This is a genomic window from Nonomuraea sp. SYSU D8015, assembly GCF_008065375.1.
In the GTDB taxonomy this organism is placed as follows: Bacteria; Actinomycetota; Actinomycetes; order Streptosporangiales; family Streptosporangiaceae; genus Nonomuraea.
In genome coordinates, this window is sequence record NZ_VJYI01000008.1 from 1 (window position 1) to 20,457 (window position 20,457).

The 20,457-nt window shown below is 69.6% G+C and carries 19 protein-coding genes and 2 tRNA genes; 8 read left to right on the forward strand and 13 right to left on the reverse strand.

Annotation, left to right across the window (positions count from 1 at the left end):
- The first annotated feature begins 443 nt into the window (after positions 1-443).
- Positions 444-845, forward strand: a complete 402-nt coding sequence (locus ID574_RS30135) for a hypothetical protein (RefSeq protein WP_188192379.1) — start codon at positions 444-446, stop codon at positions 843-845.
- A gap of 98 nt (positions 846-943) precedes the next feature.
- Complete coding sequence (locus tag ID574_RS30140; protein WP_188192380.1) at positions 944-1,147, forward strand: hypothetical protein; 204 nt, start codon at positions 944-946, stop codon at positions 1,145-1,147.
- On the opposite strand, the gene ID574_RS30145 is transcribed toward ID574_RS30140, so the two are convergent.
- The 9 genes from ID574_RS30145 to ID574_RS30185 form a co-directional block, all read right to left on the reverse strand.
- On the reverse strand, positions 1,129-1,797 hold the full coding sequence (locus tag ID574_RS30145) for a response regulator (RefSeq protein WP_188192381.1): 669 nt from the start codon (positions 1,795-1,797) through the stop codon (positions 1,129-1,131). The genes ID574_RS30140 and ID574_RS30145 overlap by 19 nt on opposite strands.
- Complete coding sequence (locus ID574_RS30150) at positions 1,794-4,298, reverse strand: sensor histidine kinase (RefSeq protein WP_188192382.1); 2,505 nt, start codon at positions 4,296-4,298, stop codon at positions 1,794-1,796. The genes ID574_RS30145 and ID574_RS30150 overlap by 4 nt, the downstream gene beginning before the upstream one ends.
- Before the next feature lie 9 nt (positions 4,299-4,307).
- Complete coding sequence (locus ID574_RS30155) at positions 4,308-4,775, reverse strand: group II truncated hemoglobin (RefSeq protein ID WP_188192383.1); 468 nt, start codon at positions 4,773-4,775, stop codon at positions 4,308-4,310.
- 85 nt (positions 4,776-4,860) lie between these two features.
- Positions 4,861-4,937: transfer RNA gene (locus tag ID574_RS30160), tRNA-Met, on the reverse strand.
- A 220-nt stretch (positions 4,938-5,157) separates the two neighbouring features.
- Positions 5,158-5,234 (reverse strand) — tRNA-Met (locus ID574_RS30165).
- Between the two features lie 54 nt (positions 5,235-5,288).
- Positions 5,289-8,228: a UPF0182 family membrane protein gene (locus ID574_RS30170; RefSeq protein WP_188192384.1), complete on the reverse strand. Its 2,940-nt coding sequence runs from the start codon at positions 8,226-8,228 to the stop codon at positions 5,289-5,291.
- A 140-nt stretch (positions 8,229-8,368) separates the two neighbouring features.
- Positions 8,369-9,412, reverse strand: a complete 1,044-nt coding sequence (locus tag ID574_RS30175; RefSeq protein WP_188192385.1) for a YlbL family protein — start codon at positions 9,410-9,412, stop codon at positions 8,369-8,371.
- Between the two features lie 10 nt (positions 9,413-9,422).
- Positions 9,423-9,848 carry a molybdenum cofactor biosynthesis protein MoaE gene (locus ID574_RS30180; protein ID WP_188192386.1) on the reverse strand — a complete coding sequence of 142 codons (426 nt, stop codon included), beginning with the start codon at positions 9,846-9,848 and terminating at the stop codon, positions 9,423-9,425.
- 9 nt (positions 9,849-9,857) lie between these two features.
- Entirely contained in the window at positions 9,858-10,928 is a 1,071-nt protein-coding gene (locus ID574_RS30185; RefSeq protein ID WP_223167220.1) for an NAD-dependent epimerase/dehydratase family protein, read from the reverse strand.
- A gap of 85 nt (positions 10,929-11,013) precedes the next feature.
- Here ID574_RS30185 and ID574_RS30190 point away from each other — a divergent pair, with 85 nt between their 5' ends.
- Genes ID574_RS30190 through ID574_RS30200 form a run of 3 tightly spaced genes read left to right on the forward strand, consistent with a single transcriptional unit; the run spans position 11,014 to position 13,847 of the window.
- Positions 11,014-12,267 carry a zinc-dependent metalloprotease gene (locus ID574_RS30190; RefSeq protein ID WP_188192388.1) on the forward strand — a complete coding sequence of 418 codons (1,254 nt, stop codon included), beginning with the start codon at positions 11,014-11,016 and terminating at the stop codon, positions 12,265-12,267.
- Positions 12,264-12,809 carry an NUDIX hydrolase gene (locus ID574_RS30195; protein WP_188192389.1) on the forward strand — a complete coding sequence of 182 codons (546 nt, stop codon included), beginning with the start codon at positions 12,264-12,266 and terminating at the stop codon, positions 12,807-12,809. The genes ID574_RS30190 and ID574_RS30195 overlap by 4 nt, the downstream gene beginning before the upstream one ends.
- A gap of 45 nt (positions 12,810-12,854) precedes the next feature.
- On the forward strand, positions 12,855-13,847 hold the full coding sequence (locus tag ID574_RS30200; protein ID WP_223167221.1) for an endonuclease/exonuclease/phosphatase family protein: 993 nt from the start codon (positions 12,855-12,857) through the stop codon (positions 13,845-13,847).
- A 105-nt stretch (positions 13,848-13,952) separates the two neighbouring features.
- On the opposite strand, the gene ID574_RS30205 is transcribed toward ID574_RS30200, so the two are convergent.
- Complete coding sequence (locus ID574_RS30205) at positions 13,953-14,546, reverse strand: hypothetical protein (RefSeq protein WP_188192390.1); 594 nt, start codon at positions 14,544-14,546, stop codon at positions 13,953-13,955.
- Complete coding sequence (locus ID574_RS30210; RefSeq protein WP_188192391.1) at positions 14,543-15,058, reverse strand: M48 metallopeptidase family protein; 516 nt, start codon at positions 15,056-15,058, stop codon at positions 14,543-14,545. Before ID574_RS30210 ends, ID574_RS30205 begins: the two co-directional genes overlap by 4 nt.
- Before the next feature lie 450 nt (positions 15,059-15,508).
- Between ID574_RS30210 and ID574_RS60270 the strand changes: the two genes are divergently transcribed.
- Positions 15,509-17,047, forward strand: a complete 1,539-nt coding sequence (locus tag ID574_RS60270) for a ThiF family adenylyltransferase (protein ID WP_223167222.1) — start codon at positions 15,509-15,511, stop codon at positions 17,045-17,047.
- A gap of 63 nt (positions 17,048-17,110) precedes the next feature.
- A complete protein-coding gene (locus tag ID574_RS30220; RefSeq protein WP_188192392.1) occupies positions 17,111-18,445 on the forward strand; it encodes an ABC1 kinase family protein in 1,335 nt (444 codons plus the stop codon).
- A gap of 302 nt (positions 18,446-18,747) precedes the next feature.
- On the opposite strand, the gene ID574_RS30225 is transcribed toward ID574_RS30220, so the two are convergent.
- A complete protein-coding gene (locus ID574_RS30225) occupies positions 18,748-19,377 on the reverse strand; it encodes a TetR/AcrR family transcriptional regulator (RefSeq protein WP_188192393.1) in 630 nt (209 codons plus the stop codon).
- Positions 19,378-19,445: 68 nt separating this feature from the next.
- Between ID574_RS30225 and ID574_RS30230 the strand changes: the two genes are divergently transcribed.
- Entirely contained in the window at positions 19,446-20,042 is a 597-nt protein-coding gene (locus ID574_RS30230) for a hypothetical protein (RefSeq protein WP_188192394.1), read from the forward strand.
- Between the two features lie 214 nt (positions 20,043-20,256).
- Here ID574_RS30230 and ID574_RS30235 read toward each other — a convergent pair whose 3' ends face one another.
- Complete coding sequence (locus ID574_RS30235; RefSeq protein WP_188192395.1) at positions 20,257-20,421, reverse strand: hypothetical protein; 165 nt, start codon at positions 20,419-20,421, stop codon at positions 20,257-20,259.
- Positions 20,422-20,457 lie beyond the last annotated feature (36 nt).

Consider the following 20,457-nt stretch of genomic DNA (forward strand, 5'->3'; position numbering starts at 1 on the left):
CGTCTTCCGGCGCTTTCGTTTCGGTCTTCCGTTGTGTCCTAATTCTTTCAGCCGTTCAAGTCCCTGTCAAATTGACCGGACTCGCTCGACCTGCGGGAATTAAGTCACGCCCCGTTTCCGGGACAACCCCTCTAACTTACCAGCCGATCCGAGTAGATGCGAAACCATCTCAGATCGCCCGGAAGGTAGTGGGGTTCGCCGGGCCTCTCCGGAGGTTCCGCGAACCTGCCGGGCCGCCCTGCGCGAAGCAACTCTAGCAGCCCTCGGCACCCACTTCGCGCAACTCAGGTAATCATAGGGTCCTTCCCTCACCACCTGACCCTCAAACCTCCCCCATGCCTCCAGGACGCGCGGCCCCCGAGACAAGCCGACAGCAAGTCATCCGCAATCGCCGGCAGGTACGAACTACACACGAGCAGACTGCGCTCTCGGAGGTGTCCGCCATGACCCGCTCGGAGTTCGACGACATCCGTGCCTTCCTCGCCGACGAGGCGACCCACGCCGGAGACCTGCTGAGAATCGCCAGGACGCTGATCGACGATCTCGAGCACGCCCGCATGCGCGAGGCCGTCCTGCGTACCCACTATCTGCGGCTGCTCACGGCCGCCCGGGCGACCGTGGCCGCCGACGTCGTGAACGCGCCCGATCCCTTGGCCTTCGTCAGGCACGAACTGGCCGAGCGGGGCCAGTTGCCCGAGGACGGCGAGGCCGTCCAGCGCATCCTGTCCGACGCTCACACGGCGGCCGCGCTGCTCGCGGCCCTGGAGGACGGCGCCCCCAAGCAGCGAGCCCGCGGCATGCGGCTGCGCCGCTGCGTCGGCAAGCACAGAAGCCTGCCCAGGTGAGCCGCGCGAGGTCACGCGAGCGCTCGTTGCCCTGACGGTGACCGAGTGACGACTCCGGACATACCCGCCCTTTCGTCACCAACTGCCAGACTTCACATATGTGGCAGCGGGGACTGAACTGGGCGGCCATTGTCCTAGTTGGAACATTCGGAGTGATGTGGGTCGGTGTCGTGGTTTATGTGGACACCGTCTCTGCTCCCTGGATACGGATCGCGCAGATCGTCTTCGGGCTCCTGCTGATCGGCTGGGCCATCCAGAAGGCAGCCATCATGATCATGGATCATCACGGCTCGAAACGGTAGCCCATGCCGGGCTCGGTGAGCAGATGGACCGGGTGGGCGGGGTCGCGTTCGAGCTTGCGGCGCAGCTGCGCCATGTACTGGCGCAGGTAGTGCGTCTCCTTGAGGTAGGAAGCGCCCCACACCTCTGTCAGGAGCCGGCGCTGGCTGATCAGCTTTCCGGGATCGCGCAGCAGGATCTCCAGGAAGTGCCACTCGGTGGGCGTCAGGCGCACGCCTCCGGAAATCGTCTTGTTGGCCAGGTCGATCACGTGGTCGCCCAGCCGTACCGTGGCAGGCTCCTCCCCGTGCCGGCCGGTGCGGCGGGTCACCGCGCGGATGCGGGCGAGCAGCTCGTCGACGCCGAACGGCTTCGTGACGTAGTCGTCGGCGCCGGCGTCGAGCGCGTCCACCTTGTCCGTGCTGTCCGCGCGGCCCGACAGGACGATGATCGGTACGGAGGTCCAGCCGCGCAGCCCCTGGATGACCTCGACACCGTCCAGATCCGGCAGCCCGAGGTCGAGGATGACCAGGTCGGGATGCCATTCGGCGGCCTGGCGCAGCGCTGTGCCGCCGTCCGGCGCGAGCGCCACCTCGTAGTCCCGGGCGGCCAGGTTGACGCGCAGGGCCCGCAGGATCTGCGGTTCGTCGTCCACCACGAGCACGCGGGTCATGCGGCCCTCCGCAGCGAGACGGCCATGGTGAGTCCCCCTCCGGGTGTGTCCTCCAGGACGAGCTTGCCGCCCATCGCCTCGGTGAGCCCGCGCGAGAGCGCCAGGCCGAGCCCCACTCCCGTGTGGTTGTCGCGGTCACCGAGTCGTTGGAAGGGCAGGAACACCCTTTCATGCTCCTCCGGCGGGATGCCCGGGCCGCGGTCGACGACACGGATCTCGACGTTGTCGCCGTGCCGGCTCGCGGCGACGAGCACGTGCTCCCCCTCGGGCGTGTAGCGGGCGGCGTTCGCCATGAGATTGGCCAGCACGCGCTCCAGCAGCGCGGGGTCGGCCAGGATGTCGGGAAGTCCGGCGGGGACGTCGGTCTTGATCAGGCCGGGCGCGGGGTCGAGGTCGTCGACGGCGCGCGGCAGGACGTCCTCGATCGCCACGGGCTCCAGGGTCACGCCGAGGGCGCCGGCCTGCAGGCGGCTCATGTCGAGCAGATTTGAGACGAGCCGGTTGAGCTTGATCAGCGACTCGCCAGCGGTGGCGAGCAGTTCGGTGCGGTCTTCCTCGGACCAGGCGATCTCGGTGTCGCTGAGGCTCTCGACCGCCGCCAGGGCGGAGGCGAGCGGCGTACGCAGGTCGTGGCCCACGGCGGCGAGCAGGGCGGTGCGCATCCTGTCGGCCTCGGCCAGGGGCCGCGCCTTCTCGGCCGCCTCGCGCAGCCGCTGCTGCCGCAGCGCGACCGCCGCCTCGGCCGCGAACGCCTCGAGCACCCGCCGATCGCTGGCGTGCAGCAGCCGCCCGCCGGCGGCGAGCACCAGCCGGCCGTCGATCGCGACGTCGATGTCGGCGGTGCCCGGTCCGGTCGCCGGCGGTCCGCCGGACGTGGAGACGATGCGCCAGTCGTCGGTTCCATCGGCGCGTTCGAGCAGGGTCACCGAGGTCAGCCCGAACGTCTCCCGCATCCTCGCCAGCAGCGATGACAGCGCCGCCTCGCCCCGCAGGACGTGGCCCGCCAGCGTGGCGAGCACCTCGGCGTCGGCCCGCGAGCGCGCCGCCTCCCTGCTGCGCCTGGCCGCCAGGTCGACGACCGTGCTGACCATGACCGCCACGAGCACGAAGATCGTCAATGCGAGCACGTTCTCCGGCCGTGCGATCGTCCACGTGTGCAGTGGCGGCGTGAAGAACCAGTTGAGCAGCGCGAACCCGAACAACGCCGCCGCCAGCGCCGGCCACATGCCGCCAACCAGGGCCACGCCCACGACGAGCAGCAGGAAGAGCAGGATCTCGCTGGTCAGCGTAAGGCCCAGAGGAAGGAGCACGGCCGTGAGCAGCGGCATCCCGAGCAGGACCACTCCCCACCCGCAGGCGCGCCGGGTGCGGGTCAGCGCCGCGCCCGGCCCCCTCCGCGCGCGCCCCGTGCGGGCCGCCTCGTGCGGGACCATGTGCACGTCGATCGATCCGGACAGCGCGGTGGTCGTCACTCCGACGCCCCGTGAGAAAACCTGCGAGATCCGTCCTCGCCGGGACGCGCCGAGGACGAGCTGGGTGGCGTTCACGCCGCGGGCGAACTCGAGCAGCGCACGCGGGACGTCGTCGCCGATCACCTGGTGGTACGTGCCGCCCAGGTCCTCGACGAGCGTGCGCTGGCGGGCCAGGTTCGCCGGATCGCCCTCTGCGGACAGGCCGTCCGCCCTGGTGACGTGCACGGCCAGCAGGTCCGCGCCCTTCGTGCGGGCGGCGATGCGCGCGGCCCGGCGTACGAGGGTGTCGCCTTCCGGCCCGCCGGTGAGCGCGACCACCACGCGCTCGCGGGTCTCCCAGGTGTCCTCGATGGAGTGCTCGGCGCGGTAGCGGTCGAGCTGCTCGTCCACCTTGCCCGCCACCCAGAGCAGGGCGAGCTCCCGCAGGGCGGTGAGGTTGCCGACGCGGAAGTAGTCGGCGAGCGCGGCGTCCACGCGTTCCGGTGGGTAGACGTTGCCGTGGGCCAGGCGGCGGCGCAGCGCCTCGGGCGACATGTCGATCAGCTCGATCTGGTCGGCCCGCCGCACCACCTCGTCCGGCACGGTCTCCCGCTGCGGCACGCCGGTGATCTGCTCGACCACGTCGTGCAGCGAGGCGAGGTGCTGGACGTTGAGTGTGGTGACGACGTCGATGCCGGCCTCGAGGATCTCGTCGACGTCCTGCCAGCGCTTGGCGTTGCGGGAGCCGGGGACGTTCGTGTGGGCCAGCTCGTCGATCAGCGCGATCGCCGGGGCGCGGGCGATCACGGCGTCGGGATCGAGCTCGGTGAACGTCGCGCCCCGGTGGGTCAGGGTCTTCCTCGGGAGGACCTCCAGGCCTTCCAGCATGTTGGCGACAGGGGTGCGGCCGTGGGTCTCGACGAAACCCACGACCACGTCTCTGCCGCGTTCCCTGGCTCGGCGCGCCGCGCTGAGCATGGCGAACGTCTTGCCCACTCCGGGGGCCGCGCCCAGGTAGACGCGTAGCCGGCCGCGGGCCCTGTCTCCCATTCCTCCAGATTAGGGCTGGTACGGCGGCGCGACCCCCCAGCCCCAGTGCGGCACGGGCGCCTCCAAGGGAGGCGTCGCGCCCGGCTGGGAATTGTGCTTGGCCAGCCGGGTGCCCCACTCGACATAGCTTGCGAACGCGGCCCTGAACTCGGGGTCGTCGGGCAGCCCCACCTCGTCGGCCGCGTCCATGAGCAGGTTCACCCACCTGCGGCGCTGCGGCTCGGTGATCGCCTTGCCGAGGTGGTGGCGGAGCATGTTGGGGTAGCCGCCGCGCTCCTGGGTGTAGCGGTCGGGCCCGCCGAACACCTCGCTGAGCCACATCGCCACGTACTTCGGGTGATCGGGGTCCATGTGCGCGAACAACGGTCCGACCAGCTCGTCCTTGACGACACTGCGGTAGAAGGTCTCGGTCAGCCGCTCGAATGCCGGGGCGCCGCCCGCCCACTCGTAGAGCGTCGGCACTGCCTCATCAGTCATGTAATCATGTAATCACCGGCGGGATGACCGATCAAGAGGCCAGAAAACGACGAAGTCCCCGGCCATTGGCCGGGGACTTCGTCCTTGGTAGCGGGGACAGGATTTGAACCTGCGACCTCTGGGTTATGAGCCCAGCGAGCTACCGAACTGCTCCACCCCGCGTCGGTGTGTCTTCAATAACTATACAGGCCCGAAAGAGTGCTTGCGCCAGTTCAGTGGATCGCCTCCTGATTCCGGCTGCGGCGAGCCCGACGGGGGCGCCCGCGTATCCGGTCAGGCAGTGCGCGACGGCGACCGTTCAGTCGGCCGGCGCCGGTTCAGGAGATCGTCGAGACAGGCGCTGAAATGAGCAGAGGCCCGGTTTCCCGGGCCTCTGCTGGATTGGTAGCGGGGGCAGGATTTGAACCTGCGACCTCTGGGTTATGAGCCCAGCGAGCTACCGAACTGCTCCACCCCGCGTCGCGTTGCGCCTTAAGACTAGACGGCGGCGAGGGGTGGGCGCAAACCGAATGGCTAGGTGCCTCCCGTCGGTGATGCGGTGGGTGACGGCGAGGCCGACGCCGGCGGCGTGGCCGGGGCCGTCGGTGAGCCAGTCGGGCTGGCCGTGGGCGAGGGTGACGGTGACGGCTGCTGGGCGTTGGCGTTCTCCAGAGCCTTCAGCGCCTCCTCCAGCCGCTTCTGCGCCTCGCCGTACGCGTCCCAGTCCGGCGGGCTGGCCTGCAGCGCCTTCTGGGCGTCGTCGTAGGCCTTCTTGGCGTTGGCGATCGCCGAGTTGAGCGCCGTGTTGGCCTGGTTGGGCTGGGTCTGCTCCTGCTGGTTGGGCTGGGTCTGCTGTTGCTGGTCGTTGCCGAAGACCTCCTTCAGCGCCTCGTCCAGCGTGCGGCCCACACCGATCTTGCTGCCGTACGACGCCAGCACCCGCTGCAGGATGGGGTACGGCTCCTGCCCGCCGCCCGCGGCCACCTGGATGTACACCGGTTCGATGTAGACCAGGCCGCCCGCGTACGGGAGCGTCAGGAGGTTGCCGTAGCGGACCGACGAGGCGCCGAGGCCCATCACGTTGAGCTCACCCGCGAACCGGCTCTGGAAGGAGTTTTGCGCCTGTCCGGGGCCGGGGATCGGCGTGCTCGACGGCATCCGGAGTATCCGGATACGCCCGTATTCGGAGGCGGACGACGAGTCGACCGCCATGAACGCCGCCAGGTTGGGACCCTGCCGCGGCACGAACGTGGTGGTCAGCGAGAACGTCGGCGTGCCGCCCGGCATCGTGGTGGTGAGGTAGTAGGGCGGCTGCTTGATGTTCTTGTCACCCTGCGTGGGGTCACCGGGGACGTTCCAGAAGTCCTGGCCGCTGTAGAAGGCGGCTGGGTCGGTGATGTGGTAGCGCGACAGGATGTAGCGCTGCACCTTGAACAGGTCTTCCGGGTAGCGCACGTGGTTGCGCAGGTCGGCGCTCATCTCCGAGGCCGAGCGGATGAGGCCGGGGAAGGCCGAGCTCCAGGTCTTCAGCACCGGGTCGTTGGTGTCCCAGCCGTAGAGCTTGACCGAGCCGTCGTAGGCGTCGACGGTGGCCTTGACCGAGTTGCGGATGTAGTTGATCTTGTCGGTCGGCTGCTGGGCGATCACGCGACGGTCGGTGGACGTGTCGCGGGTCATGTCGCCGAGGCTCTCGCTCTGCGCGTACGGGTAGTCGTTGGACGTCGTGTAACCGTCGACGATCCACACGATGCGCCCGTCCACGATCGCGGGGTAGGGGTTGCCGTCCAGCGTGAGGAACGGGGCCACCTTCTGGACCCGATCGCGCGGGTTGCGCTCGTACAGGATCTTCGAGTTGGCGTTGATGTCGCCCGACAGGAGGATGTTGGCCTCGCTGTACTTGGCGGCGTACAGCAGCCTGTTGAAGAACGACCCGACGGGGACGCCGCCACCGGTGTAGGTCGTGTTCTTCTGGCCCGTGCCGCCCGTCTGCGGGTAGTCGAGCTCCTGCGGGTTGTTGGGGTTACCGCCCGCGATGACGTAGTCGGCGGCGGTGTCGTCCTCGCCGTAGTAGATCCGCGGCTCCTTGAGCCCGGTGCTGTTCACCAGCGGGCCGATGACCGGCATGTCCTTGGCGTCGTAGTCGGGCAGGCCGCTGGAGTCGACCTTGTTGCCCGGCGCGGCGACGAAGCCGTAGCCGTGGGTGTAGACCAGGTGCCGGTTGATCCAGTTGTTCTGCTCCGGCGGCGGGCCGGTCAGCTCGCGGACGCCGACGACGTGGTCGATCATCTTGCCGGTGGCCGGGTCGCGGTAGCGGTCGACGTCGAGTGGGTCGGCGAAGTTGTAGAAACCGCGGATGCGCTGGGTCTGCTCGTACGTCGTCGACACCAGCGCCGGGTCGAGCAGGCGCACACCGGAGACGGAGGTGTCGCCGTTGGCCTGGACCTTGGTCGGGTCGGCCTGGGCGTTGTAGGTCTCGACCTCGGTCTTGGCGACGTTGTACGCATCCCGCGTCGCCTCGATGTTGCGCTTGATGTAGGGCGCCTCCTTGCCCTGCTGGTTGGGCTTGACCTGGAACTGCTCGACCAGCGCCGGGTAGACCCCGCCGATCAGGATGGCCGAGAGCACGAGCAGGCCGAAGGAGACCCCGGGCAGCATGCCGCCCGGGCGGAACACGCCGGCGAAGAACAGGACGGCGCAGATCAGCGCGATGATCGCGAGGATGGTCTTGGCCGGCAGCACCGCGTTGACGTCGGTGTAGGACGCGCCGTGCACGAAGCCGCGGTCGGAGAAGAGCAGGCCGTAGCGGTCGACCCAGTAGGCGACGGCCTTGAGCAGCACGAAGAGGCCGAGCAGCACCGACAGGTGCACGCGCGCCGCCCTGGAGGCGTGCACCCCGGGCGACTGCAGGCGGAACCCGCCGTACAGGTAGTGCGTGATCGCGGCCAGGACGGCCGAGATGATCACGGCGGTGAACAGGAAGTTCAGCACCATCCGGATGAACGGGAGGTCGAACATGTAGAACGAGATGTCGTACCCGAACTCCGGGTCCCGCTTGCCGACCTGCGCGCCGTTGAGGAACTGCAGCCAGGTCTGCCACTGCCCCGAGAACGAGGAGCCCGAGAACAGGGCGAGCAGGCCCATGCCGACAATGAAGATCAGCTTGCGGTGGGGGTCGAGCGCCATGCGGTAGCGGTCGGCGCCGCTTGCGCCCCCGAACATCGCGGGCCCGAACATCGGCCGCGTGCGGAAGGCGAGCAGCATGTTGCCGCCGGCGATGGCCACCATCAGCAGCGCGCCGACCAGGAACAGCACGATCTGGGTCAGCACCACGCCGGTGAACACCGACGTGTAGTCGACGGCGTCGTACCACAAAAAGTCGGTATAGATGCCGGCGAACAAGAAGAACAACGCCACGATCGCCACCAGAGCGATCGCTACAGGCAGAAGCAGTCGCGGTCGGCGGGGCAAGCGCATCGCCCTGCCGGCTCCTGGGGTCCGGAAGCTCAAGGCCAACCCCTCGTCGTAATGAAAAAACGGTCCGTGTCTGGCAACCTACACCGCTAGGCCTGCCGTACGGCTAACGCATGGCGATCGCCAGAAGTTTCCGCGACAGGTCATCCCGTGCACGCGGGCACGTTTCCCTTGCCCGTGCGCAGCGCGTCGAGCGCCAGCACAGCGTCGTGCAGGGTGTCGGCCCTGACCAGCCGCAGCCCGTCGGGCACGGCCTTCATGGCCTCGGCGCAGTTGTCCGCCGGGGTGAGGAAGACGGTCGCGCCGGCCTCCTTGGCACCCACCATCTTCTGCTGGATGCCGCCGATCGCGCCCACCTCGCCCGTCGGCTGGATGGTGCCGGTGCCGGCGATCTTCTTGCCGCCGGTGAGCTCGCCCGGCGTGAGCTTGTCGAGTATGCCGAGCGAGAACATCAGCCCGGCGCTGGGCCCGCCCACGTCGCCGACGTTGATGTCGACGTCGAACGGGAACTTGTATTTCGCCTGCATCATCACGCCCACCTGGGTCTGCCCCTGGGGCCCGGCCACCGTCCGCAGGGTGACGTCGAGTTTCTCCTTGCCCCTGGTGACGTTGAAGACGACGTCCTCGCCGGGCTTGTGCGCCTTGACCGTGTCGCCCACGACGTCGACGTCCTTGGCCGGCTTGCCGTCGACGGAGTTGATCTCGTCGTCCTTGCGCAGCTTGCCGTCGGCGGGCTTGCCCTTCTCCGTGGAGACGACCGTCACGACCATGCTGTAGGGGATCTTCAGCTCGTTGAGCGCGGCGGCGGTGGCGGAGTCTTGGGAGTTGGTCATCTCGACCGTGTTCTCCTCCTCGACCTCCTTCTGGCTGCGGTCGGGAGCGAAGATGGTCTCCTGGGGCACCACCGCCACGGTCGGGTCGATCCAGCCGCGGAGCGCCGTGAGCAGGTCGATCTGGGCGGCCGGGCCGCCCTGGTAAGCCACGGTCACCAGGCTCAGGGCGCCGCTGGTGGGATAGGTCTCCCGGCCCTTGATCGAGATCACGGGCTTCTTGTCGACCTCGCCGATGGTGTTCTCCGTCGGGCCAGGGCTCAGCACGACGTAGGGGACCGGACGGAACGCGCCCACGACGCCGAGCGCGAGCACGAGGAATCCCGCGAGCAGCAAGGTGAGGGCGCGTCGTGACATGTCGATGAGCTTATTCGCAGGCGCCGACCCACTCGGTCTCGCCGTCGGCGAACACCTGGTGCTTCCAGATCGGGACCTGCGCCTTCAGGTCGTCGATCAGCCTGCGCGAGGCCTTGAACGCCTCGTCCCTGTGCGGCGCGGCCACCGCGACGATCACGGCCGTGTCGCCCAGCTCCAGGTCGCCGACCCGGTGCACGGCGGCCACCGCCGTCACGGGGAAGTCGGCGGCGACCTTTTCCGCCACCGCGCGCAGCTCGGCCTCCGCCGTGGGGTGCGCCGAGTAGGAGAGCCTAGTCACCGGCTTGCCGTGGTCCTGCTCCCGCACGGTGCCGATGAAGATCGTGGTGCCGCCGGCGGCATGGTCGCCCACGGCGGACAGCACCTCCTCCACGGAGAGCGGGGTGTCGCGAATGCCGAGCAGCCGGATGACGTTCACGGAAAAAGACTACCCTCGCCGCTTCTTGCGCACCTGCCGGACGATCGCCGCGGTGCCGATGACGGCGACGGTGGCGCCGGCGGCGGTGAGCGTGGCCTCCTTGACCGGGAGCCGCCTGCCGACCACGGTGGTGCGCTTCGCGCGCAGCTCCAGCAGCTGCTGGAGCGCGGCCTCGTTGGTCCAGGACGGCTTCCAGCCCGCCTCTCGCAGCGCCACGCAGTCGACGACCCACGGGTAGACGACGTAGTGCAGGTCGGTCGCGGGCGCCGGGGTGATGCCGAGCCGGTGCAGGCGCTGCGCCGTGCCGAACGTCAGCCCCGCGGGCAGCTCGAACCTGCGGATGCCGGACAGCTCCTCGACCTGTTCCTGCTCCAGCCACCCGTCGGAGCCGACCGCCACCACGCCGGTGACGAGGCCGCGCGCCGCCAGCTCCAGCGCCGAGATCAGGTCGTCGACGTGACAGAACTGCCAGTGAGGGCTGCAGCCCTTGACCGTCAGGAGCCTGGGCGACTCGAAGTGGCGGGTGATCACCGTGTCGACGCCCGGGCCGACGACCGCGGCCGGGCGCAAGACGGTCACCTCGAGCCCGGGGTGGCTGCGCAGGGACCGGCGCACCAGGGACTCGATCTCCAGGTAGTCGCCCACCACGCCGGTGTCGGGCTCGGCCGCCACCGGCGCGTCCTCGGCCAGGGGCACGTCGTTGTCGGGCGCGGCGCCGTACACCATCGCGCTGGTGACGAGCACCACCCGCCGCACGCGCGCCGCCGCGCAGGCCGTCAGCACCGTCTGGGCGGCTCTCAGGTTGTACGCCCGCCGCTCCACGGGATCGGAGTCGAGCGCGTAGTCGCCGGCCAGATGGACCAGGACGTCGATGTCGGAGATCCGGTTCGCCAAGAGCGGATCTCGTACGTCGATCACTCTCCACGTGGCTTCCTGAACGTCGCCGCGCTGCTCGTCGATGGCCACCACCCTGCGGAAATCCGCGGAGGATACGAGCCTGGCGAGCAGCTCGCGGCCTATGCCGGAGGCCGCTCCCGTGACGGCGACGACGGGTTGGCGCGGGCGTTTCGAGGTAGGCACCGGGTCCTCACTTTGCACTGATCCGCCGTAGGACGACTAACGTGGCGGTTGTGGACTCCTCCATCATCCTGCACGAGGTAGAGCGGTGACTGACCTGCCGGGTCGCGAAAACGACCCTAACGAGAACCCGTTCGCCATGTTCGGCAACCCTGAGCAGATGGCTCAGGCGATGCGCCAGTTCGCCGACATGCTGTCGGCGCCGCAGAGCTCGGGGCCTGTCAACTGGGACATGGCGAAGAACATCGCCAGGCACGCCGTGGTCGCCGAGGGCGACCCGAGCGTCATGGAAGGCGAGCGCCGCCAGATCGTGGAGGCGCTGAGCCTGGCTGACCTGTGGCTGAACGAGGCGACCGCGCTGCCGAGCGGCGTGTCGTCACCGCAGGCATGGAGCCGGTCCGAGTGGATCGAGAACACCATTCCCGTCTGGCGCAAGCTCTGCGAGCCGATCGCCGAGCGCATGGTCGAGACCATGGGTGGCGCGCTGGGCGGCTCCGGCCTGCCGCCAGAGGCCCAGCAGATGGCCGGCCCTCTCATGGGCATGCTCAAGCAGATGGGCGGCATGATGGTCGGCCAGCAGATCGGCCAGGCGATCGCCTCGCTCGCCCGCGAGGTGGTCGGCACGACCGACATCGGCCTGCCGCTGTCCGACACGGCCGCGCTGCTGCCCGGCGGCATCGCCCACTTCAGCGAGGGCCTCGAGATGCCCTCCGAGGAGATCAGGATCTACCTGGCGCTGCGCGAGGCCGCCCACCACCGGCTGTTCCAGCACGTGCCGTGGCTGCGCTCGCACCTGCTCGGCGCGGTCGAGGAATACGCGAAGGGCATCACGCTCGACACCTCGGCACTCGAAGAGCAGATCCGCGGGCTCGACATCAACAATCCCCAGGCGATCCAGGAGGCGCTGAGCGGGGGCAACCTGCTCAAGCCCGAGGAGACCGAGCGGCAGAAGGCCGCGCTGTCCCGCCTGGAGACGATGCTCGCCCTGGTCGAGGGCTGGGTCGCCGCGGTGGTCGAGCGGACCGCCGACGGCAAGCTGCCCTCCGCCGTCGCCCTGGCCGAGACCGTACGCCGGCGCCGGGCCACCGGCGGCCCCGCCGAGCTGACGTTCGGCACCCTGGTGGGGCTCGAGCTGCGGCCCAGGCGGCTGCGCGAGGCGGCGGCGCTCTGGCGGGCGCTGGAGAGCGAGCGCGGGATCGACGGCCGCGACGCGCTGTGGGGCCACCCGGACCTCATGCCCACGGCCGACGACCTCGACGACCCCGACGCGTTCGTCCGCGGCGAGGCGGCCTGGGACATCTCCGAGCTGGAGCGCAAGCCGGACGAGGGCGACGACGGTTGAGCCTGCACGACGACGCGGTGGCGGTGCTGTCCGCCTGGACCGCGCCCACGCCGGAAGAAGAGGCGCTGCGCACGGAGTTCCTCGACCACCTGCGGGCGCACGACGACGCGATGTCGCGCGCCTGCGTGCCCGGGCACCTGACGGCGACGACGGCCGTGCTGTCGCACGACGGCTCGCGGGTGCTGCTCACGCTCCATCCCAAGGCCGGGATGTGGCTGCCGATGGGCGGGCACTGCGAGCCCTCCGACGCCTCGCTGGCGGACGCGGCGCTGCGGGAGGCCTGGGAGGAGTCCGGCATTTCCGGGCTCGAGCTGCTCCCCGGCCCGCTCGCGCTCGACAAGCACGTCGTGTGGTGCCACCCGCCGACCAGCTGGCATCTCGACGTCGAGTACGCCGCCGTGGCCCCTCCGGGCGCCGAGGCGGTGATCAGCGAGGAGTCTCTGGACCTGCGCTGGTTCCCCGTCGACGAGATCCCCGACCTATCGGACGACGCGACGCGGCGCTTGGCCAAACGCGGACAGGCCGCACTTAGCTCTCGCTGACGGGCGGTTGGCTAGAGTCTTTTGCGTCGTTCCAAAGGGGGATAGGTGAGTGCTCCGGCTGAGTCGCCCGTGGGCGGCACCATCGTGACGCCCGTTCGCAGACGCCGAAGGATCGCCGGGCCGCTGACGTGGCTGGCCGTGACCCCGTTCGCGGCGTGGGCCGTCGCCAGGGTGGCGGGGCTGGAGCGCGGATCGCTGCCCACGCAGATCATGACCGCGACCCCGTACGCGGCGGCGGGCTCGCTGGTCCCCCTGCTGATGGCCGCGGTCGGGCGCAGGCGCGCCGCGACCGCCGTCGCCCTGGTCACCACGGCGGCGCTCGGCTTCAGCGTGCTACCGAGGGCGCTGGGCACGGCCGAGGCGGCGGCGGGCAGGCAGGTCAAGATCATGACGATCAACCTGCTCTTCGGCCGGGCCGACATCGAGAGCGTCATGAGGCTCGTCCGGGAGTTCGACCCCGACGTGCTGAGCACCCAGGAGCTCACCCCGGGGGCGGTGTCCGACCTCGACGCGGCCGGGCTCAAGGAGCTCATGCCGCACCGCGTGCTGGAGGACGAGTGGAGCGCCGGCGGGAGCGGGCTCTACTCCAAGTACGAGCTGCGGCAACTGCCGGACGTGGCCCCGCCCGTCGGGCACAAGATGCCGGTCGCGGAGGTGTCGCTGCCGGGCGGCGCCCCGATCGAGATCGTCGACGTGCACCCCTATCCGCCGCTGGGCCCGAACGTCGTGCAGTGGAACGAGGCGCTGGCCGCCCTGCCGTCCGCCTCGCCCGACCGGGTGCGGATCCTGGCGGGCGACTTCAACGCCTCCCTCGACCACGCCGCCCTCCGCAAGCTCCTGGACCGGGGGTACAAAGACGCGGCCGACCAGGTGGGGGCCGGGCTGATCCCGACGTGGCCGGCGAACAGGCGGGTGCCGCCGATCATCACCATCGATCACGTGCTGGTGGACCGGCGGGTGGGCGTGCGCGAGGTGAGCGTGCGGGACGTGCCGGGCACCGACCACCGCGCCGTGCTGGCCGAGCTCACCGTTCCCTGATCAGCGCCCCGCTGAAACGGCTCGCCGTTCGCTGATCAGCGCCCCGCTGAAACGGCTCGCCGTTCGCTGATCAGCGCCCCGCTGAAACGGCTCGCCGTTCGCTGATCAGCGCCCCGCTGATTCCCTGAGCAGTTCTCTCGTGTTGTCCCAGCCCTCAAGACCGGGGTCCAGGCGCCGGATGTCCTGCGGCGTGCGCAGGCGATGCCAGCCCGGGGTGGTCGCGACCCGGCGCGGGCCCGGGGCCTGTCCGCGCAGCGTGGTCACGACGTCGTCGTCGTCCAGGTCAGGGTCGGCCCAGGCAGGCGCGGGCAGCGCGCAGGCCAGGGCCACGGCACCGCCGTTCTCCGCCGGGCAGATGGTGATCTCGGTCCGGCCGAGCTCCCTGAACAGTTTGCCCACGAGCAGGGGCGGCAGGTCGGGTGCGTCACCGCTGATCACCGCCGCCTGATCGGCCTTGAGCCGGCCGAGCACGGCCTTCAGCGACTCGCCGTCCGCGATCGTGATGACCTCGGTGCCGGGCCAGACGAGGTCTTCCAGGCCGGGGACGCTGGAGATCAGGACGGGGGTGACGAGCTCGAGGCCCGCGACCATCTCGTAGGTGTCCTCCACCACCGCTTCGAGGAACCGCCTGCCGTCGACTCCTGGCGGGGCCGCCTGTGCCATGTGCTGACGTACGAGAACCGCGACGATGCGCGTCAACACTCCTCCGGTGCCGTGTGGGCCGCGGCGGAGAATCCCTCCAGGAACCCGCGTGCCCGCTCCGCCTTCGGATACTGTTCTACCAGCGCCCAGAACTTGGCGCCGTGGCTTGGCACGAGCAGGTGCACGAGCTCGTGGATGATCACGTAGTTGATGACCCATTCGGGCAGGCCCTTGAGCCGGGTCGAGATCCGGATCGTGCCGTTCTCCGGAGTGCAGGAGCCCCAGCGGTGCTGCTGGTTGTCCACCCATCGCACGCTCACGGGGTCGGGCTTGCCGTCGAGATATTTGGCCGACAGCTCCCTGGCGCGCTCGAGCAGGTCCTCGTCGGTGGGCCGTCGACGGCGTTCCTTGGCGGCCAGCCGATCCAGCATGCGGCTCACCCATTCATCCGCGTCTTCGCCGCTCAGCCAGGCGGGCAGGAGCACGATCGTCTTGTCGCCGTCGCGGTAGGCGGAAACCGTACGCCGGCGACGAGAACTGCGACGGACCTCGACTGTCTCGGGGGGCACATATGCACGTTAGCCGAGACTGAGGAAATTCCACAGAGGGTGGACGTTGTTTCTGCTGGTCAGATGATTAAGAGCCGGTGAATTTGGGCACGCGCCTTTCCCGATGCGGGGCCAGGCCCTCCAGCAGGCCGGACGGGGCCATGGTCACCGGCTGCGCCACGGATTCCCAGCGCAGAGCGGCTTGCAGGTCTTGATGGCCTTGGTTCAGGGCTACTTTGGTGAGTCTTGTGGCAATCGGGGTGTTCTGCGTGATCTTTCGGGCGATGGCCGTACTTCCGAGAGTAGGTCATTGTTCGGGAAAGATTGATTTACCAGCCCGTTATCGGGCGGCCTCCACGCCCGAGAGGGCGCGGCTGGTCGGGAGCGTTCCGGACCGCTCGGGAGATGGTTATCCACAGGCGGCGCCGAACCCGCTCGGGATCTTGCTCCGCCGTGCGAACCTTTCCCGCCATGAGGCCACGTGTGAAGCCCGCCCTCCGGCGCATCCTCCGCGACGAGCAGACCCTCCAGTACGGCGTCCATCCCCTGCGTGCCGTCATGCTGTCCGGCTTGGCCAGATCCGTCCGGCAGTGGATCGAGGGTCTCGACGGCACCCGCGACCTGGAGCGCGTCCTGGACGCCGCGAACGCCGCGGGGCTCGACGAGATCCGCGCCCGGTCCCTGCTCGACCAACTCGCCGCGCAAGGCGCTCTCCACGACGCCGCCACCAGCCCGGCGCCTCTCCGCGACCTCACACTGGCCGAACGCGACCGCCTGAGACCCGATCTCGACGCCCTCGACCTCGCGTCCACGGCGCCGGAGGGCGGCATCGGGCTGCTGAGCCGGCGGCTGAAGGCCCGGGTGCGGGTCTATGGGGCCGGACGGGTCGGGGCGCAGATCGTCGTGCTGCTGGCGGCGGCAGGGGTGGGGCACATCAGGGTGATCGACTCGGGGTCGGTGCGGGCGAGCGACCTCACGCCAGGTGGGCTGACGTGGTCGGAGGTGGGGCTGACGCGAGAGGAGGGCGCGGTGGCGGTGGCCCGCCGCCTCAGCTCGGGCGGCCGCACCCCCGGCATCGGCACCGAACCCCCCGACACCGCCACTCCGCAGCCGCGTAGCACCGTGCCCCCGACGCGTGGCGTCACATCCCCGCCGCGTGGAGCCGCATCCCAACCCCCTGGAGCCGCATCCCAGCGCCCTGGAGCCGCGTCTCCACCCGGTGGCGCCTCATCGCCACACGCGACTGCGTCCGCCAACGTCTCCCCACCTTCCGGCCGCGCGGCAAGACCTACAGCTCGGCCATCCGCCATCCCGTCGCCCTCCCTTACCCCGGCACTCGCGCAGCCCTCCCCGCGGCGTGGCCCTGCCGAGGGAAACGGCCAGCGGTCGGCCGGCCGCCCACCGCGCCCGACCACCGCCTCGCCCGGCACCGCTGAAGCCCGGCCGACCGGCAGAAGCAAGAGCCGACGGCGGATCGACGGGCAGGATCTGGCCAGGCCAGCGGTTGAGGTGCTGGCCGGAGGCACGTACCTCGGCGACAGGTCGGATCGGCCCGATCTCGTGATCCTCGCTCCCGTCCTTCCCCTGGACGGGGTGCTGGTCAACGAGCTGGTCTCCCTGGGCATCCCCCATCTCCTGGCATCCGCCTTCGAAGGCCATGGCACGGTGGGCCCTCTGGTCCTGCCCGGTGAGACGGCGTGCCTGCACTGCCTCGATCTGACCCGCCGCGACCACGATCCGGCTTGGCCGATCGTCACCGCCAGGCTGGGCGGCTATCCTCCCGGCGAGATCGCCTGCGACACGACCCTCGCGACGCTGGTCGCGGCGGAGGCGGTCGGCCACGCGCTTGCCCATCTGGAGGGCCGAGAGTCGGCTGTGACCAACGGCACAATGGAGGTAACACCCGATTGGCGCTGGAAAAGGGGCTCATGGCCCGTACACCCGCAATGTCGTTGTATGCGAAACAATCCTTATTCGCTAAGAATGGTCATGTCGCCTCACCGCGACTGACGTGTTCAGCGGACGACGACGAAGGGGGGAAGCGGCATCTCTGCCGAGGTTCCGCGCATCAGTGTGAGCGATCTTCCGCGCCGTGCTGTCACGCGCTCTGCCAAGCTGGCCGCGCTTCCCCTCGGGTTCGCCGGTCGAGCCGCCTTAGGCCTCGGCAAGCGTCTCGGCGGCAAGTCCGCCGAAATCGTGGCGCAAGAGGTCCAGCAGCGCACCGCCGAGCAGATCTTCAAGGTGCTCGGCGAGCTCAAGGGCGGAGCGATGAAGCTCGGGCAGGCGCTGTCGATCTTCGAGGCGGCGCTCCCGCCGGAGATCGTCGGCCCCTATCGCGCCACGCTCACCAAGCTGCAGGACGCCGCTCCCCCGCTCCCCGTCTCCACTGTGCACAAGGTGCTCATGGAGCAGCTGGGCGACGACTGGCGGGAAAACTTCCTCTCGTTCGACGACCAGCCGACCGCCGCCGCGTCGATCGGCCAGGTGCACAAGGCCGTGTGGCACGACGGGCGGGAGGTGGCCGTCAAGATCCAGTATCCGAGTGCCGGCAAGGCTCTGCTCGGCGACTTCGCCCAGCTGGCCCGCCTCGGCAAGCTGTTCGGCGTGCTGCTGCCCGGGCTGGACATGAAGGCCGTGCTGTCGGAGCTGCGTGAACGCGTCGCGGAGGAGCTCGACTACCTCCGTGAGGCCGAGGCACAGCACGCCTTCGCGCTCGAGTTCGACGGCGATCCCGACTTCCACGTTCCTGACGTGGTGGCGGCCAACGAGATGGTGCTGGTCAGCGAGTGGATGGACGGCACCCCGCTTTCGCGCGTCATCACCGAAGGCACCAAGGAAGAGCGCGACCGGGCAGGGCTGCTCTTCGTACGGTTCCTGTTCTGCTCACCGGCGCGCGTGGGGATGCTCCACGCCGACCCGCATCCGGGCAATTTCCGCATGCTCGCCAACGGCAAGCTCGGCGTGCTCGATTTCGGCGCCGTCAACAGGATGCCCGACGGCTACCCGAGGGTCTTCGGGCAGCTGATGCGCATCTTCAACCAGGGCGACATGGAAACCGTCGTGAGCGGCCTGCGCCAGGAGGGCTTCATCCGGCCCGACATCGAGATCGATCCCGACGCGCTGCGTGCCTTCCTCGCGCCGTACGTCCAACCGACGGCGGTGGAGGAGTTCACGTTCAGCCGGGAGTGGCTCCAGGCCCAGGCTGCCAGCGTCACGGACCTCCGCCCCGGCAACGTGGTCCGTCAGCTCAACCTGCCGGCGTCTTATGTCCTCATCCACCGGGTTCATGCGGCAGGCGTGGGCGTCCTCTGCCAGCTCGGCACCACGGCGCGCTTCCGCGACGAGGTGATCCGCTGGGTCCCCGGCTTCGCCGACGACCCTGACGACGAAGCGTTGGCCATCGGTTGACGCGCTCCCCGGGCTGAAGCCCCGGAGACTCGGCCTGCGCCGCCGCTGTTCATGCGGCGACTGTTCATGCGGCGACGCTTCGGTGGCTTCCTGCTTCACCGACCGTGCCCACGCGGGCGCGTGGGCGAAGGGCGCGGGCACGTGGACACGCGGGCGCGCGGGCGGAAGGGCGCGGGCACGCGGGCACGCGGGCGGAAGGGCGCACAGGCGGAAGAGCGCGGGCACGTGGACACGCGAGCCCGCCCATCCCATGCGCGGGTTGGTCCGGATTGCGTTCTCGACGGCGTGTCCCCTGATCTGTGCTATGCGAGGCCTGTGAGTAGGGCGGTGACGCCGTCTGTGAGGACGCGTTCGCCTTCCTCGCGCGAATTCAGGAACCAGCCCGGAAGTGGGCTGCGGAGCGAGCAGGTGAGCTCGATGCTGACGATGCCGTGGATCGTCGTCCACACCAGGTACGCCGCCCGTACTGGGTCGATCGAGCGGATGAGGCCTGCTTCGGCGGCCGCGGAGGTGGCCTCGGTGAGGAGGGTGAAGGTGAGGCCGAGGGCGTCGTGCCGTTGCTCGGGCGAGGGGTCGAAGTCGGGGAGCGGACGCTCGAACATCAGGGCGTAGAGGGCGGGATCGGACAGCGCGAACCTGCGGTAGCCGTACGCGACTGCCATGATGCGGGCCCGCGGCTCGGTGTGGCCGTTCAGTGACCGGGTCATCGACTCGTGGAGGATGCCGAAGCCGTACTGGTAGATCGCCTCCAGGAGGCCGGCGCGGCCGCCGAAGCAGGTGTAGATGCCCATCGTGGACGTTCCGGCGGCGTCCGCCACGCGACGGAGCGTCAGGTGGAGCGCTCCCTGCTCGCGTAACACGCGTATCGCCGCGTCGAGCAGGTCGTGGCGCAGTGCGCCGAGTTCTTTCGGGATGCTTACGTCTCTCGGCACGCTCTCACTTTATCGGGTGATAACGAGCATCATAACGAGCGTTATCACCGAGAGAAGGGCTGTTCGACATGCGGGTCTATCGGGTCACTGCGGTGGCGGGGTTCGTCTGTGCCGTGCTACTGGTGGTCAATTCCGCGCGGCGCGCCGGCCTCGTGCCGGAGAACGCTTTCACGCACGCCATCGCGCCGTTCGCGGCGCTGACGGGCTTACTCGCGATCACGGGCATCTACCTGCTCATCCGCGGCAGCGCGGGCGGGCTCGGGCTCGCCGGGTACGTGCTCAACGCGGCGGGGCTGGCCGGGGCGTTCGCGATCGAGTACATCCTGCACTTCGTGTTCCCGTACCTGGGCGGTGGCACGGTGAGCGCTCTCCTGGCGGGGGGCACCGGGCGGGCGTTCCTGGTCACGTCGGTCGTACTGGTGACGGGGGTGCTGACGTTCGGGGCGGCGGCGATCCGGAGCGGGGCGCTGCCGGTGGCTGCCGTGGCCCTGTACGCCGTGGGGATGATCCCCGGGTCGCTGCGGAACCTGATGCCGCTGCCGGTCTATCTGGGCGGGCTGGTGCTGGCGGCGGTGGGGGTCGCGTGGATGGCGGTGCGGCTCTGGTCCGCGGACGATGAGCCGGTCACCGCCGTCGGCACGCGCCCGGTCCGGCCCGGTGCATGAGCACCCCCGGGCCGCATCCGCGCATGACCGCCCGCCCGGCCGGATCCGCGCATGACCCCCCGTCCGGTTCGGCCCGGCGCATGAGGCAAGGCCGGGCGCGGCCGGCTTGCGACCTTCCCCGCGCATGAGAAAGAGCCGGGCGCTGGCCGGCGCCCGGCTCTTCACTTACCTGCTCTCACGGGGAGATCCTGCGCCGGCGGCAGGATCTCCTCCATCAGAACTGCTGGCTCAGGGCCTTGCGGAGGCGGTCGTTCGCCTTCCTGACCCCGCGCCGCGCCCGCTCCACGCGGCTCACGCGCAAGGCGAGGCGCTGCTCCTCCGCCTCTCGGTGGAGGGTTTGTATTCGGTCGTTGACCAGTTCATGGATGAGATCGGACACTGCGATGCTCCTAGTCGGTTGAGCTCTCATCGGTTT